General features: G+C 68.9%; 12 protein-coding genes. 11 read left to right on the top strand and 1 reads right to left on the bottom strand.

Annotation, left to right across the window (positions count from 1 at the left end; genetic code table 11):
• Positions 1 to 60: 60 nt before the first annotated feature.
• The 10 genes from AB0B61_RS43410 (at position 61) to AB0B61_RS43455 (ending at position 12,496) form a co-directional block, all read left to right on the top strand.
• On the top strand, positions 61 to 690 hold the full coding sequence (locus AB0B61_RS43410) for a DUF624 domain-containing protein (protein ID WP_358445408.1): 630 nt from the start codon (positions 61 to 63) through the stop codon (positions 688 to 690).
• Positions 687 to 2,240, top strand: a complete 1,554-nt coding sequence (locus AB0B61_RS43415; RefSeq protein WP_358445411.1) for an extracellular solute-binding protein — start codon at positions 687 to 689, stop codon at positions 2,238 to 2,240. Before AB0B61_RS43410 ends, AB0B61_RS43415 begins: the two co-directional genes overlap by 4 nt.
• Before the next feature lie 129 nt (positions 2,241 to 2,369).
• Positions 2,370 to 3,347 carry an ABC transporter permease subunit gene (locus AB0B61_RS43420; protein WP_358445414.1) on the top strand — a complete coding sequence of 326 codons (978 nt, stop codon included), beginning with the start codon at positions 2,370 to 2,372 and terminating at the stop codon, positions 3,345 to 3,347.
• Between the two features lie 11 nt (positions 3,348 to 3,358).
• Positions 3,359 to 4,282: a carbohydrate ABC transporter permease gene (locus AB0B61_RS43425; protein ID WP_358445417.1), complete on the top strand. Its 924-nt coding sequence runs from the start codon at positions 3,359 to 3,361 to the stop codon at positions 4,280 to 4,282.
• A complete protein-coding gene (locus tag AB0B61_RS43430; RefSeq protein ID WP_358445419.1) occupies positions 4,279 to 4,899 on the top strand; it encodes a rhamnogalacturonan acetylesterase in 621 nt (206 codons plus the stop codon). Before AB0B61_RS43425 ends, AB0B61_RS43430 begins: the two co-directional genes overlap by 4 nt.
• A complete protein-coding gene (locus tag AB0B61_RS43435) occupies positions 4,896 to 7,484 on the top strand; it encodes a Tat pathway signal sequence domain protein (RefSeq protein ID WP_358445422.1) in 2,589 nt (862 codons plus the stop codon). Before AB0B61_RS43430 ends, AB0B61_RS43435 begins: the two co-directional genes overlap by 4 nt.
• A 117-nt stretch (positions 7,485 to 7,601) precedes the next feature.
• Entirely contained in the window at positions 7,602 to 9,200 is a 1,599-nt protein-coding gene (locus AB0B61_RS43440) for an ABC-F family ATP-binding cassette domain-containing protein (protein WP_358445425.1), read from the top strand.
• A 113-nt stretch (positions 9,201 to 9,313) separates the two neighbouring features.
• A complete protein-coding gene (locus AB0B61_RS43445; RefSeq protein ID WP_020547488.1) occupies positions 9,314 to 9,529 on the top strand; it encodes a helix-turn-helix domain-containing protein in 216 nt (71 codons plus the stop codon).
• Between the two features lie 122 nt (positions 9,530 to 9,651).
• Positions 9,652 to 10,479, top strand: coding sequence for an enoyl-CoA hydratase/isomerase family protein (locus tag AB0B61_RS43450; RefSeq protein WP_358445427.1), 828 nt, complete (start codon positions 9,652 to 9,654; stop codon positions 10,477 to 10,479).
• A 130-nt stretch (positions 10,480 to 10,609) separates the two neighbouring features.
• Entirely contained in the window at positions 10,610 to 12,496 is a 1,887-nt protein-coding gene (locus AB0B61_RS43455) for an ABC transporter ATP-binding protein (protein WP_358445429.1), read from the top strand.
• On the opposite strand, the gene AB0B61_RS43460 is transcribed toward AB0B61_RS43455, so the two are convergent.
• Positions 12,468 to 13,352, bottom strand: a complete 885-nt coding sequence (locus AB0B61_RS43460) for a sulfotransferase (RefSeq protein WP_358445431.1) — start codon at positions 13,350 to 13,352, stop codon at positions 12,468 to 12,470. The genes AB0B61_RS43455 and AB0B61_RS43460 overlap by 29 nt on opposite strands.
• Positions 13,353 to 13,428: 76 nt before the next feature.
• On the opposite strand from AB0B61_RS43460, the gene AB0B61_RS43465 reads away from it, so the two are divergent.
• Positions 13,429 to 14,322, top strand: coding sequence for an LD-carboxypeptidase (locus AB0B61_RS43465; protein WP_358445434.1), 894 nt, complete (start codon positions 13,429 to 13,431; stop codon positions 14,320 to 14,322).
• Positions 14,323 to 14,327 lie beyond the last annotated feature (5 nt).

Below are 14,327 nucleotides of genomic sequence, written 5' to 3' on the forward strand. Positions count from 1 at the left end.
AACGGCGGCGCAACACTCCACCCCCGTGTCCGCGCACACGCCACGAGAAGGTGGTGCCGGATGAACCATCCCGCCACGTCGATCAGGATTCAGGCTGCCTGCTCAGAGCTCATCTGGGCGGCCCGGCTGAACCTCCTCTGGATCGTGTTCACCCTCCTGGGTGGCGTGATCCTCGGGCTCGGGCCCGCCACCGTCGCCGCCTACACGCTGGCCCGGCGGCACGGCCAGGGTGAATCGTTTCAGGCTTGGCCGGAATTCTGGACCGTCTACCGGCGGGAGTTCGTCCGCGCCTCGCTGCTGGTCCTGCCGGCGGCGGTGCTCGGCACCATCCTGGTGGGCAACTACCTGTACTTCTCCGCTCTCGGACCCGGTTCGGGAGCATTGCGGATCGCGACCTTCGTGGCCCTCATCGCACTGGCTGGTGTGGGGGCCTACCTAGGACCGCTCTACGCGCACTACGACCTGCCGCTGTGGGCCTACTGGCCCAAGGCGTCACAGCTAGCGCTCATGCGTCCGGCATCGTCCGTGCTCCTGCTGCTAGCGCTTCTAGCCATCGCCTACGCGACCTCGGCGGCGCCCATCCTCGCGCCGGTGATCAGCTTCGGGGCGTGGATTCACCTCAACACGTGGCTCTGTCTGCGTTTCTTCGCGGAGAACGAGACGCGCCTGCATTCGAAAGGTAACTCATGAGCGCACCCCGTCGCCGCCGGCTCATCGCCGGTGCGGTAACGCTAACGGCTGCTCTCGCCGCTTCCGCCTGCTCCGGTGGTGCCGCGCCCCAGACCGACGCCGGCACGATCACCTTCATGACGCGGCTGTTCGGCACGGCGCCCGATCCCAAGGGCGAGATGCAGCAGGCGGTCGAGAAGTTCCTCGGCAAGAAGCTCCAGGTCACGTGGGTCCCCAACGCCGAGTACGCCGACAAGCTCAACGTCATGCTCGCCTCGGACAACATCCCGCAGGTCGTGGACGTGGACCCGCATATGCCGGCGTTCGTCAAGTCCGCCCAAGCCGGTGCTTTCTGGGATCTGACCGACAAGATAGACAAGTACCCGAACCTGAAGCCCGCCGACGCGCGGACGGCGCTCAACTCCTCGATCAACGGCAAGACCTACGGCTTCTACCGGATGCGCCCGCTGCTGCGCTCGGCGATCGTGATCCGCAAGGACTGGCTGAAGAAGCTCGGCCTGGAAGAGCCCAAGACGGTCGACGACCTGTACGAGGTCGCCAAGGCGTTCACCGAGAAGGACCCGGACGGCAACGGCAAGAACGACACCTACGGTCTCGTCATCCCGAAGTGGCCGGGCAACTACGCCACCGCCAGCCCGTATGACGTGATCGAGACCTGGTTCGGCGCCCCGAACGGCTGGGGCGAGCGCAACGGCAAGATCGTGCCGGGCTTCGACACCCCCGAGTTCCTCGAGGCGAACCGGTGGCTGAAGAAGATGGTCGACGGCGGCATGGTCAACCCCGACTTCGCCACCCTCGACGCCGCCAAGTGGAACGAGCCGTTCCACCAGAACAAGGGCGGCATGATCATCGACGTCAATGTCCGCTCCCGGCAGGTCCTCGACCTGTTCAAGGAGGACGACCCGCAGAACTACGGTGACAAGGTCACCATGGTCGGCAACCTCAAGCGCTCCGACGGCCAGAAGTTCTCCTACCCGTTCACCGGCTACAACGACGTCCTGGCCATCTCCAAGCAGAGCGTGCGGACCGAGGCCGACCTGGACAACGTGCTGAAGGTGCTGGACAAGCTGGCCACCAAGGAGGGCCAGGTCCTGCTCCAGAACGGCATCGAGGGCCGCAACTTCAAGGTCGAGAACGGCGACACCGCCGCGCTGATCAACGAGGACGACCCCGCGGTCAAGACCGTCCAGGACAACGTGGACGACGCCTTCACCCAGCTCAGCACCAAGGGAATGAACGACATCGGCGGCATCGCCTACCAGCGCGTGCCGTCCGGAGAGCCGTACAAGAAGATGCTCGCGCTGCAGAAGGAGCTGACGGCGGAGGACCTCAAGACGGCCGTGCACAACGTGGCTCTGCCCGTGGTCTCGCCCACCGCCGTCTCGAAGGGCGCGCAGCTCGACACGATCATCCCGGACGCCCGCATCAAGTACCTGTCGGGCACCTTCACCGAGGACCAGCTGAAGGCCGAGATCAAGCGCTGGTACGACTCGGGTGGCACGCAGGTGGCCGCCGAGGTCAACGACCTGGTCTCGAAGCTCCCCAAGTAGACCCCGCCTGAGGGGTCCGGGCCGCGCCCGGGCCCCTCACCGCTGACACGAGATCTGCCCACCGGCCCGCCTCCCCAGGACCGCAGAGGCGGGCCGCTCGGCGGATTTCTGATGAGGAAAGGGGCCGCTGTGGCCACCGACCTGGCGCCGCCTCCCGTGAAGGCGGCACCCAAGGCCAAGAAGCGTAGGGCCGACAAAGTGCCGTTCCGCACGGCGCTGATGCGTTATCGCTGGCTCTATCTGATGCTGCTTCCGGGCGTCGCCTACTTCGCGATCTTCAAGTATCTGCCGATGTACGGCGTGACGATCGCCTTCCAGGACTTCCTGCCGTTCCTCGGCTACTCCGGCAGCCCGTGGGTGGGGTTCAAGCACTTCGAGGAGCTGTTCGCCGGCCCGGACTTCGGCCGGCTGATGTTCAACACGATGTTCCTGGCGCTGCTGCACGTCGTCTTCGTCTTCCCCGCGCCGATCGTGGTGGCGCTGCTGCTGAACGAGCTGCGGATCAACATCGTCAAGCGCTCGGTCCAGTCGCTGATCTACATCCCGCACTTCCTGTCCTGGACCATCGTCGCGTCGCTGACGTACCTGCTGTTCGCGGCCGACTTCGGCGTGCTGTCCGGGTGGATCCGTGACATCCTCGGCGACACCTCGAAGATCGACTACATGGCGCAGGAGGACTGGTTCCGGCCGCTGATCATCCTGCAGCAGCTGTGGAAGCAGACCGGCTGGGGCACGATCCTCTACCTGGCCGCGCTGGCGGGCGTGGACCCGAACCTGTACGAGGCGGCGCGCATGGACGGCGCGGGACGCTTCCGGCAACTCTGGCACGTCACGCTCCCCGCGATCCGCCCCACCGTCGTCGTCATGGCGATCCTCGCCTCCGGCAACCTGCTCGACTCCGGTTTCGAGCAGATCTGGCTGATGACCACCTCGCTGAACCGCTCGGTGGCGGACGTGTTCGACACCTACGTCTACTACGTCGGCATCACCCAGGGCGCCATCAGCTACTCCACCGCCGTCGGCCTGTTCAAGGGCGTGGCCGGTGTCATCCTGATCTTCGGCTCCAACTGGCTGGCCAAGCGCCTCGGCCAGCGTGGATTGTTCTAAGGAGCCCCGGCATGTCGACCATGACAGAGACCAAGAACACCAAGAGCGCGACCAAGCCGCCGGTCAACAACAACAGCTCGCTCGGCAGCCGCGTCTTCGACACGCTCAACGTCGTGCTGCTCGTCGGGGTGGCGCTGATCACGATCCTGCCGCTGCTCTACGTGCTGGCGGGCTCGTTCGCGGGCGAGGCGGAGATCTCCTCGCGGCCGTTCTTCCTGTGGCCGGAGAAGTTCGTCACCGAGTCCTATCGCTACATCTTCGCCACCGACACCTTCATCCGCGCCCTGCTCACGACCGTGGTCGTGACGGCCGTGGGCACGGTGGTGCAGCTCCTGCTGACCTTCACCATGGCCTATCCGCTGGCCAAGAGGTACCTGCCGGGCCGGGCGCTGGTCCTGAACCTGATCATCTTCACGCTGGTCTTCTCCGGCGGCATGATCCCCACCTACCTGGTGGTGCGCGACATGGGGCTGCTCGACAGCTACTGGGCGCTGATCCTGCCGCTGGCGATCAACCCGTTCTACCTGATCATCGTGAAGAGCTTCTTCCAGGAGCTCCCGCAGGCCCTGGAAGAGGCGGCGCGGATCGACGGCTGCAACGAGATGGGCGTGTTCTTCAAGATCGTCCTACCGCTGTCCAAGCCGATCATCGCGACGTTCTCGCTGTTCTACGCGGTGGCCATCTGGAACGACTACATGTCGCCGCTGCTGTACATCAGCGACCCGAGCAAGTGGACGCTGCAGATCCTCGTCCGGCAGCTCACCAGCAACGACGCCGCGAACGCCCTGGCCCAGATGGACCGGACCTGGGTGCCGCCGGAGCAGGGGCTGAAGTTCGCGGTCGTGGTGATCGCGACGCTGCCGATCCTGTTCTTCTATCCGTTCCTGCAGAAGCACTTCGCCAAGGGCGTGCTGATCGGAGGCGTCAAGGAGTGACCCGGACCGTGCTGCTGGCCGGTGACTCGACGGTCGCCTCCTGTCCGGCGTTCGAGGCGCCGATGTCGGGCTGGGGGGCGCAGCTCGGCGCCCATGTCGGCGGCCCGGTGCGGAACTTCGCCAAGGGTGGCGCCACCACGGCCAGCCACCGGGCGGAGGGGTTGTGGGCGGCGCTCCTGCGGGAGGCCGCCCTCGGCGATGTCGTGGTGCTCCAGTTCGGGCACAACGATCAGAAGGAGCCTGACCTGCCGTACCGCGACAATCTTCGCGTCTTCGCCGAGGAGGCGCGTGGGGCGGGGGCGCTGCCGGTGCTGTGTACGCCGGTGCAGCGGCGCAGGTTCGACGGCGATCGGCTGGTGCCGACGCATGGCGACCATCCCGGCCAGGTGCGCGAGCTGGCGGCGGCCGAGGGCTTGCCGCTGATCGACCTGACCGTCGCGACCACTGAGCTGTACGAGCGGCTCGGACCCGAGGGCTCCAAGGCCCTGTTCACCCATTTCGCGCCCGGCGAGCACCCGCTCTATCCCGACGGCGTCGCCGACGACACCCACTTCTGCTTTCGCGGCGCCGACGAGGTGGCGGCGATCGTCGCCGGGCGACTCAAGGAGATCTGTTGACCACGCTGAACTGGCTCGACCGGCCCAAGGAACAGGGCGTGACCTGGGGGGTGCCGTGGGAGCGCGGCACGGTGGAGCGCGACTCCCCGTTCGCGCTCACCGATCCCGAGGGCCGCGCGGTGCCGGTGCAGAGCTGGGTGAGCGCCACCTGGCCGGACGGGTCGGTCAAGTGGTCGGCGCACGCGATCGGGCCGCAGGCCCAGCCCGCCGCGTCGTACGAACTCGCGGCGGGGCAGCCTGGTGGCGTGCCGGAGCGGCCCGTCACCGTTGTCCGTGAGGGCGGCGTGCTGCGGGTGAGCACCGGACCCGTCACCTGGACGATCGAGGAGGCGGGTGACACGCTGGCCCGCTCCGTCTCCCACGGTTCCCGCGAGATCGCCAGGAACGTCCGCCTGGTCAGCCTCCACCAGGACGGCCCCACCCCGGACGAGGGCGGCACCGTCACCCGCGAGCAGGCCACGGGCATCGTCCGCGAGGTCACCGTCGAGCAGGACGGACCCGTCCGGGCCGTGGTCCGGCTGACGGGAGACCACGGCGGCCGGCTGCCGTTCACCGTCCGCCTGTACTTCTACGCGGGCGCCGAGGACGTGCGCGTCATGCACACCTTCGTCTGGGACGGCGACCCGGAGCGCGACTTCCTGGCCGGGCTCGGCCTGCGCGCCGACGTGGTCATGCGCGACGAGCTCCACGACCGCCACGTGCGGCTGGCCGGGCAGGACGGCTTCCTCACCGAGGCGGTACGCGGCCTGACCGGGCTGCGCCGCGACCCCGGGGAAGCCGTACGGCGGGCCCAGACCGAGGGCAGGCCGTGTGGCCCGATCGGCAACCCCGAGGTGGCGAACCGCCTGCACCTCATCCCCGCCTGGAACGACTACACCCTCGACCAGACCTCGGCCGACGGCTTCACCCTGCGCAAACGCACCGCCGACGGCCACGCCTGGGTGAGCGTGCCGTCGGGCACCCGCTCGGCCGGGTACGGCTACCTCGGCGGCGCGAGCGGCGGCCTCGGCTTCGGCCTGCGCGACTTCTGGCGGCTGCACCCCACCCGGCTCGACGTCAGAGGCGCCGCCACGGACCTGGCCACCGCGACCGTCTGGCTCTGGTCGCCCTCCGCGCCCGCCATGGACCTGCGCTTCTACCACGACGGCATGGGCCAGGACACCTTCGCCGAGCAGCTGGAGGGCCTGGAGATCACCTACGAGGACTACGAGCCGGGCTTCGGCCATGCCCAGGGCATCGCGCGTACCCACGAGCTCACGTTGCGCGTCCACGACGCCACGCCGTCATCGGAGGCCCTGGCCGGGCACGCGGACGCGATGAACGAGCCGGCGCTGCTGGCCGCCGCCCCGGAACGCGTCCGCGAGGCGGGCGTGTTCGGCGACTGGGCGCTGCCGGACCGCTCCCTGCCCGCCCATGCCGCGATCGAGGACCGGCTGGACCTGCTGTTCGACTTCTACCGGCGCGAGCGGGAGCAGCGCAGGTGGTACGGGTTCTGGGACTACGGCGACGTCATGCACACCTATGACGCCGACCGGCACACCTGGCGCTACGACGTCGGCGGCTATGCCTGGGACAACTCCGAGCTCTCGCCCGACCTGTGGCTCTGGTACCAGTACCTGCGCACGGGACGGGCCGACGTCTTCCGCTTCGCCGAGGCCATGACCCGCCACACCGGCGAGGTCGACGTCTATCACCTCGGCCGCTGGAAGGGCCTGGGCACCAGGCACAACGTGCAGCACTGGGGCTGCAGCGCCAAGCAGCTGCGCATCTCCAACGCCGCCTACCGGCGCCTGTTCTACTACCTGACCGCCGACGAGCGCACCGGCGACCTGCTCGACGAGCTGGCCAGGCCCGAGGAGACGTTCCTGGTGATCGACCCCACGCGCAAGGTGCGCGAGGACGTCTACACCCCCGATCCGGCCGCCCTGGCGGTCGGGCTCGGCACCGACTGGGGCGCGCTCGCGGCGGCCTGGCTCACCCGGTGGGAGCGGTACGGCGACGAGCACGCCAAGGACAGGCTGCTGGGCACGATGGCCGGCATCGGGGCGCTGCCGCGCGGGTTCCTGACCGGCGAGGCCCGCCTCGACCTGGCCACGGGCCGCTTCGACACCTCGCGGGACCAGATCTCCGTCTCCCACCTGTCGTCGGTCTTCGGGCTGCCCGAGATGTGCTCCGAGCTGATCGCGCTCGACCTGGACGTCCCCGGGTTCGAGCAGGCGTGGCTGGACTACTGCCGGCTCTACCTGGCCTCCCCCGAGCGGCAGGCCGCCGAGGTGGGCCGGCCGCTGAGCGGCATCTCGCTCGTGCAGGCGCACAGCCGCCTCGCCGCGTACGCCGCGGCCCGCTCGGGCGACGCCGAGCTGGCGGACCTGGCCTGGCGCAAGTTCTTCCTCGACGAGGGCGACCAGCTCAACCGCAACCCCCTGCAACGCGAGCCGGACTGGCGCCTGACCCGGGTCGAGGGGCCGCACGTCCTGGCGCATGTGCTGGAAGCGCCGTTCGTCTCCACCAACGACGCCGCCCAGTACGGCCTGGCCGCGATCCAGAACCTCGCGCTGATCGGAGACCACCTGCCGGCGGATTAAGCAGAGGTGGGGCTCCCGGCGGGGGCTCTACACTGATCTGTATGCACACTCCCGATTGACCGGCGTCCCCCCACGCCCACCTCTTCTTACCCCTAGCTCGGGAGTGTTCCGTCAATCATGATCATCGCCAGTGACATCGAGCTGCGCGCGGGCGCGCGGCTACTCATAGAGAACGCCTCGTTCCGGGTCAATCCCGGCGACAAGATCGGGCTCGTCGGCCGCAACGGCGCGGGCAAGACCACGCTGACCAAGGTGCTGGCCGGCGAGGGCATGCCCGCCAGCGGCAGCGTCACCACCAGCGGCGCCGTCGGCTACCTGCCGCAGGACCCGCGCACCGGTGACCTGCAGGTGCTCGCCCGCGACCGCATCCTGTCGGCCAGAGGGCTCGACGAGGTGCTGCGCAAGCTGCGCGAGGCCGAGCTCGGCATGTCCTCCGCCGACGTGCGCACCCGCGACAAGGCCGTCAAGCAGTACGGCCGGCTCGAGGACCAGATGCACGTGCTCGGCGGCTACGCGGCCGAGTCCGAGGCCGCCTCCATCGCCTCCAGTCTGGGCCTGCCCGACCGGGTGCTCGGGCAGCCACTGGAAACGCTTTCCGGCGGCCAGCGAAGGCGCGTGGAATTGGCGCGCATTCTTTTCAGCGGAGCGGAAACTCTCCTTCTTGACGAGCCGACAAACCACCTAGATGCGGACTCAATCGGGTGGCTTCGTGATTTTTTGCGATCGCATCAGGGCGGCTTGGTGATCATCAGCCACGACGTGGGTCTTCTTGAAGCGACGGTCAACAAGGTGCTGCACCTCGACGCCAACCGCAGTGTGATCGACCACTACAACGTCGGCTGGAAGGCCTATCTGGCGCAGCGCGAGACCGACGAGAAGCGCAGGAAGCGCGAGCGGGCCAACGCCGAGAAGCAGGCGGGCGCCCTGCTGTCGCAGGCCGACAAGATGCGGGCCAAGGCCACCAAGGCCAAGGCCGCCCAGGACATGATGCGCCGCGCGCACCGGCTGCTGGCCGGCACGGAGGAGGAGCGCCAGAGCGACAAGGTCGCCAAGCTGCGCTTCCCCGACCCCCTGCCCTGCGGGCGCACCCCGCTCACGGGCGCGGGCCTGTCCAAGTCCTACGGCTCGCTCGAGGTCTTCACCGACGTCGACGTGGCCATCGACCGAGGTCACCGGGTCGTGATCCTCGGGCTCAACGGCGCGGGCAAGACCACGCTGCTGCGGCTGCTGGGCGGGGTCGAAACGCCCGACAGCGGCGAGATCAGGCCCGGCCACGGCCTGAAGATCGGCTATTACGCCCAGGAGCACGAGACGCTCGACGGCGAGCGCACCCTGCTGGAGAACATGCGCTCGGCCGGCGACAAGTTCACCGACACCGAGTTGCGCAAGGTCCTCGGCTCCTTCCTGTTCTCCGGCGACGACTCCGACAAGCCGGCGGGCGTGCTGTCCGGCGGCGAGAAGACCCGGCTGGCGCTGGCCATGCTGGTCCTGTCCAGTGCGAACGTACTTCTGCTCGATGAGCCCACGAACAACCTAGATCCGGTCAGCCGCGAGCAAGTTCTGAACGCTCTGAGGTCATATTCAGGAGCGATCGTGCTCGTCACCCATGACGAGGGTGCCGTTGACGCCTTGTCACCGGATAGGGTGATCTTGCTACCAGACGGAACTGAAGACGCGTGGAGCGAGGAATTTTCCGATCTTGTGGCACTTGCCTGATCTTAATTTGGGTGGGTACGGATCTTTTCCCGTGGAGTAGGTAGCCGATCCCGCTGAAATGACTGATCATGGCGGAGTAACGCTGCGGAAGTCCGGCACTACAGGAGGTACTCGTGGCCGAGACACTGAAGAAGGGCACCCGGGTAACCGGGGCCGATCGTGAAAAACTGGCCGGCGATCTCAAGAAGCGCTACGCCGCGGGCGAGAGCATCCGCGCCCTGGCCGCTTCGACCGGTCGGTCTTACGGGTTCATCCACCGCATCCTGAGCGAGTCCGGTGTGACTCTGCGCGGGCGCGGAGGAGCGACCCGAGGCAAGTCCAAGCGCTGACGGCCGCCTCGGAACGTGCGACCGCAGCCGCTCGTCCCAAGTCAGCCGCCGTCGCGCCCGAGTCCCAGAATGACATTCTGTAGGCTCGGGCGCGACGGCTAAGGCAAATGAGGGAGCGGGCGATGGCGGAAGCGCAGGCGCCACAGCGTGGGGGGTACACGGAGGAAGTCTCTGCCGAAAGGCTGGCGGAGATCGGACTTCGCTTCGAGGTGGACGGTGAGATCGCGACGATCGCGCTGGATCGGCCCAGTAAGCGAAACGCACAGACGTTCGCGACCTGGGCGGCACTGGCTGACATCGGGGACAACCTGCCTGAGCAGGTGCGCATCGTCGTCGTGAAAGGTGAGGGACCGTCCTTCTCGGCAGGTATCGACCTGCGAATGTTCACGTCTGAGGGAGTGCCCGGACAGGGCTCGTTCAGCTCGGCGGCACAACTCGACACCACAGCGTTCGAGCAGCAGATCAGGAAGGCCCAACAAGGGTTCCTGTGGTTCCGCCGACCGGAGATCGTCTCCATAGCGGCCGTGCAGGGGCACGCGATCGGTGCGGGGTTTCAGCTCGCGCTCGCCTGTGACCTGCGCATCGTGGCCGACGACGTCAAATTCTGCATGAAAGAGCCCGCACTGGGGCTGGTGCCCGATCTGACCGGCACCAAGCCACTGGTCGAGCTGGTGGGGCTGGCCAAGGCGATCGACATCTGCCTGACCGCGAGGACGATCGGGGCGGAGGAGGCCATGCGGATCGGCCTCGCCGAACGCGTGGTCGCGGCGGATGACCTGGCGCGAGCCGTACAAGACAAGATCGCCGAGCTGCTGTCGACCAACCGGGACGCGGCGGCGGCGACCAAGCGACTCCTCCAGGGGGCGCGGGCGCGCACCCTGGAGGAGCAGAGCGTGGCGGAAGGTGTCGAGCAGGCACGCCGCCTCAAAGCGCTCTTTGGCGGAGCCTGAGCGTCGAGCCGGCTCGGGAGCCGCTGAGGTGTCGCGTTGAGCTGACTCGATCGCGCCGGGTTTCGCGCTGAGCTGACCCGGGAATCCCACGGGGCTCCCGGGTGCTGAGCCGGGGGAGGAGGACCCCCGAATGGCGATGATGGGAGGGGGCTTCGGCCCCCAGGTATGGGCGTCCCTGCGGCGCGACGGCTCCGTGACCAAGCAGCGGCTCACGCCGGGCACGGTCCGGCGCATCGCGCGCTACGCCAAGCCCTACACCGGGCAGATAACCGCGTTCCTGCTGCTGGTGATGGCGGGCGCGGTGATCGTGATCGCCAATCCGCTGCTGATGAAGGCGATCATCGACGACGGCATCCTGCCCAGGCGCGGTGGCGTCGTGGTCGGCCTGGCCGTGGCGATCGGCGCGCTCGCGCTGGTGGACGCGGCTCTCACGCTCGTGCAGCGCTGGTTCTCCGCGCGCATCGGCGAAGGGCTGATCTACGACCTGCGCACCGAGGTGTTCGACCACGTGCAGCGCATGCCGGTGGCCTTCTTCATGCGCGCGCAGACCGGCGCGCTGGTCAGCCGGCTCAACAGTGACGTGATCGGCGCCCAGCGCGCCGTGACCAGCACGCTGTCCTCGGTGGTCAGCAACGTGGTCAGCCTGGTCCTGGTGCTGGGCGCGATGCTGGCGCTGTCGTGGCAGGTGACGGTGGTCGCGCTGGTGCTGCTGCCGATCTTCATCGTGCCCGCCAAGTGGGTCGGGCGGCGCATGTCCGCGCTGACCCGCGAGCAGATGCAGCTCGACGCCGAGATGAGCTCGGTCACGACCGAGCGGTTCAACGTGGCGGGCGCGATGGTGGCCAAGCTCTACGGCCGCCCCGAGGACGACACCGCCGTCTACAGCGCCCGCGCCGGCCGGGTGCGCGACGTGGGTGTGACGGTCGGGATGTACGCCACCGTGTTCCGGGTCGCGCTCGGCCTGGTCGCGGCGCTGGCCACCGCGCTGGTGTACGGCATCGGCGGCGTGCTGGCCGTCGGCGGCGCCTTCGAGCTGGGCACCCTGGTGGCCCTGGCCGCCCTGCTGATGCGGCTGTACGGACCCCTCACCTCGCTGTCGAACGTGCAGGTGGACGTGATGACCGCGCTCGTCAGCTTCGACCGGGTCTTCGAGATCCTCGACCTCAAGCCCATGGTGTCGGAGAAGCCCGGCGCCCGGCCGCTGCCGGACGGGCCGGTGACGATCGAGTTCGACGACGTCGAGTTCCGCTACCCGGCGGCCGAGGAGGTGTCGCTGGCCTCCCTGGAGTCGGTGGCCAGGCAGGACACGGGCCCGTCCCAGCAGGTGCTGCGCGGCGTGTCGTTCACGGCCGGGCCCGGCCGGCTCATCGCCCTGGTCGGCCCCTCGGGGGCGGGCAAGACCACGATCACCTCGCTGGTCTCCCGGCTCTACGACGTCAACGAGGGCGCGGTGCGGATCAACGGGCTCGACGTGCGCGAGGCCACGCTCGCCTCGCTGCGCGACACCGTGGGCGTGGTCATGCAGGACGCTCATCTCTTCCATGACACGATCGGGGCCAACCTCCGTTACGCCAGGCCAGGGGCGAGCGATGAGGAGATCTGGGACGCTCTCAGGGCCGCGCAGATAGGTGACCTCATCGAGGCGCTCCCCGATGGGCTGGACACCGTCGTCGGCGACCGCGGCTACCGGCTGTCCGGTGGCGAGAAGCAGCGGCTGGCGCTGGCCAGGCTGCTGCTGAAGGCGCCGCGCGTGGTGGTGCTCGACGAGGCCACCGCGCACCTGGACTCGGAGTCGGAGGCGGCCGTGCAGCAGGCCCTGAAGACCGCGCTGGCCGGCCGCACTTCGCTGGTGATCGCGCACCGGCTGTCGACGATCAGGGAGGCCGACGAGATCCTCGTCGTCCAGGACGGCCGCATCGCCGAGCGGGGCCGCCACGAAGAGCTGCTGGCACGCGGCGGGCTCTACGCCGAGCTCTACCGCACCCAGTTCAGCGCTTCAGATAGCCCAGTCGCGTGAGCTCCTGCCTGGCGACCTTCTCCACCAGGGTGAGGTCGCCGGGCCGCAGGCGGGTACGCCAGGAGCCGACCTCGGAGACCCGCGGGGCGTACAAACCGATCTTGGAGACGCGCGTCTCCAGGAACTCCGTGAGCGCCGCCACCGGCTCCGCGGGCCGCTGCACGAGATCCTCATAGCGCAGCGTGAGGAGCTGGTCGGCGGGCAGCTCCTTGCGCAGCGTGGCGCTGAGCCGTACGGCGCTGCGCCAGCGCAGAGCGCTCTTGCCCGCGGCGGGCATGCCCTTCCAGCGGTCGCGGTGCTCGTCGCGGTTGACGCCGAGGAACGGGTTGGGGAACTCGGTCTCCTCCGACAGCATCACCGGCTTGAACCAGGCCAGGCAGTCCGGGTCGTCGAGCATGTCGGCGGTCACGTCGCGGCCGTCGCGGATCAGCTGCACGAACCGGGCGTCGGGGAAGGCCCGCAGCAGCACGGGCGCGCTGTAGAGCAGGTCGGGGCTGCCGTCGCCGAACCTGGTCACCTCGCTGGTGGCCACGCACGGGCCCATGCTCGTCACGCCGCCCGCCTCCCTGCACGCCTCGGCGCACTGGCCGCACGAGCGGGGCAGCACCTGCCACGACTCGGCCAGCGCGTCGCGCAGCACGCGTACGGCTCCCGACGTCTGGCCGATCGACGGCTTGCGGGCGAAGGCGTACACCACGTGGGCGACGGACGTCCGGCCCATCGTGATGTGGAAGCCGGGGGAGCGTTTCAGGGCGCGGGCGAGCAGGTCCGCGCCGGAGTGCGGAGCACCGAGCAGGAAGACCGGCCTGCGGACCTTGATGCCGTTGACCACGAGGATGTGGGGCGGAAGTCGCATACGAGAGGTAAGTGTGACACCGTTTGGCGGGTGAAAAAGCCAACCTCGGCGTCGCCGCCCGTCCAGGAGTTGATCAATGCGGCAGGGTGACACCGTCGCCGTCGTCTCGCCCTCGGGGCCGCCGAACGCCGTCCTGCTCAGGCGGGGGGTCGAGCGCCTGGAGGGACTCGGGCTGAAGGTCGTGGTCGGCGAGCACGTTCTCGGCCGCCAGGAGCTTCCCTACCTCGCCGGAACCGACGCGGCGCGCGCCGCCGACCTGCAGGCCGCCTGGTGCGACCCGGCCGTCTCCGCGGTGTTCTGCGCCAGGGGCGGCTACGGCGCGGCCCGGCTGCTCGGCCTGCTCGACTGGGGCCTCATGCGCGCGGCGGGACCCAAGACGCTGATCGGGTCGAGTGACATCACGGCGCTGCACCACGCGTTCGCGGCGGAGCTGGGCGTGCCCACGCTGCACGGCCCGATGCCGGCCTGCGACGTGATCGCCGAGGAGAAGGGGGCCGAGCCGCGCACCTGGGAGCACCTGCGGGCCGCCCTGGACCGCCAGGCGCCGCCCGTCCTCGGCGACCTGGTGCTGTCTCCCGGCCGGGCCGAGGGCATACTGGCGGGCGGTAACCTGTCGCTGCTCGCCTCCATGTGCGGCACCCGCTACCACCCGTCGTTCGCCGGGAAGATCGTGCTGCTGGAGGACATCGGCGAGGAGCCCTACCGCGTCGACCGGATGCTCACCCAGCTCCTGCAGGCGGGTGCCTTCGACGGCGTGCGCGGGATCGCCCTCGGTACGTGGGTGGGCTGCGGGGATCCCTATCCCGTGCTTAAAGACCGGCTGCTGCCGCTCGGAGTGCCCGTCCTGGCGGGGTTGCCGGTGGGTCACGGCGCACCACAGATGAGTGTGTGGCTTGGGGCTCTTGGGGCTATCGATACCGAATCGTGCTCGCTGGCTGGTCTGTTCCGCGACGAGGAGCAGGCAAGGTAGGAATA

The sequence above is a fragment of the Nonomuraea sp. NPDC049158 genome (genome assembly GCF_040648335.1).
Classification (GTDB): Bacteria; Actinomycetota; Actinomycetes; order Streptosporangiales; family Streptosporangiaceae; genus Nonomuraea.